The following is a 1,389-nucleotide window of genomic DNA, read 5'->3' as shown; positions in this document are numbered from 1 at the left end:
ACTTCTTGCCCACTCCCTCTTATCAAAGTTTTGAAGAATTCAAACAAAGCCAAGTTTTTGATTATTTGATGTCTGAAACTTGTCGAGGTATCTATATTGATAATAAGCCGATTGGTATGGTGTCACGTTATTGGGAGAATAAAATGACGCGTTGGATGGAGATTGGAATTATTGTTTATCAATCGAATGGATGGGCAAAAGGGAATGGATCCATGGCATTAACCCAGTGGGTGACTCAAACATTTAATGATTTTCCTGAAATACAACGGGTTGGTTTAACGACTTGGTCGGGTAATCCAAGAATGATGCGTGCGGCTGAGAAAATTGGCATGACACAAGAAGCGTGCATTCGAAAAGTAAGATACTTTGAAGGTATCTATTATGATTCAGTCAAATATGGCGTCTTAAGAGATGAATGGGAAAAGCATCAAGATGCATTGGGAAGTAGTTTCAAGGAACTAGAGAAGTTTCCCAACATTCGTAGAGCAAAAGTAAAAGATGCGGATGCCATTGCGGAATTAAGTCGTGTTTCATTGGGTTATGAATGTAACAATGAAGAAGTTAAGTCTAAGGTCACAGAATTATGTAATAAATCGAACCCAATCATTCTTGTATATGTTGCTGCTGAGTCGAAAAAAGTGGTAGGCTTCGTACAAGCAGAACTTTATCAGGCAATTTACTTCAAAGATGGATTAAATATATTAGGTTTAGCAGTATTACCAGCGTATCAAGGGCGAGGAATTGGTCGACAATTAATGATAGCCGTTGAATCACTCGCTAAAGCAAATCGATTATCATTCATTCGATTAAATTCTGCAGAATACCGCCATGAAGCGCATGCTTTTTACGAAGGAATTGGCTACCGTTCGAATAAACTACAAAAAAGATTCATTAAAGAAATTGAGTAGGGGTGGTAGGATGCGATATGTATTATTGTTACGAGGAATCAATGTGGGTGGCAACAATCGCGTGGTTATGAAAGAATTAAAAGAACAATTGACAAAGGTGGGCTTTCAAAATGTGAGTTCCTATATTAATAGTGGCAATCTGTTTTTCGAAACGGAACTTGAGCGAACAGCGATAATGGAACTTCTCAATCAACTTTTTGAAACACATTATTCATTTGATATTAAGTATTCATTGATTGATGTGAAAAGATACTTAGCAGAATTTAATCAACTTCCAATCTGGTGGCAAGAGAAAATGGCTCGTAAAGACGTCTTGTTTTTTACAGATGAAATTAATCGAGAAGCAGTCATCAGCAAAGTTAGCCAATATCCTTTACATAATGAAAAAGTGCATTTTGGTGAAATAGCCATTTATTGGGGAAAACTAGATGAAGCAGAATTTTTAAAAACGGCCTACCATAAGCAATTAGCAAAAGAATCA

General features: G+C 36.6%; 2 protein-coding genes. Both read left to right on the top strand.

Features of this window, described 5'->3' with window-relative positions:
• On the top strand, positions 1–908 hold a 908-nt coding region (locus GSA01S_RS11170), incomplete at its 5' end, for a GNAT family N-acetyltransferase (RefSeq protein WP_157064832.1).
• Between the two features lie 10 nt (positions 909–918).
• On the top strand, positions 919–1,389 hold a 471-nt coding region (locus tag GSA01S_RS10180), incomplete at its 3' end, for a DUF1697 domain-containing protein (RefSeq protein WP_066127274.1).

The sequence above is a fragment of the Globicatella sanguinis NBRC 15551 genome (genome assembly GCF_001552295.1).
Taxonomy (GTDB): domain Bacteria; phylum Bacillota; class Bacilli; order Lactobacillales; family Aerococcaceae; genus Globicatella; species Globicatella sanguinis.
Note: the sequence above shows the minus strand (reverse complement) of the source record. Positions and strands in the feature narration are given on the sequence as shown.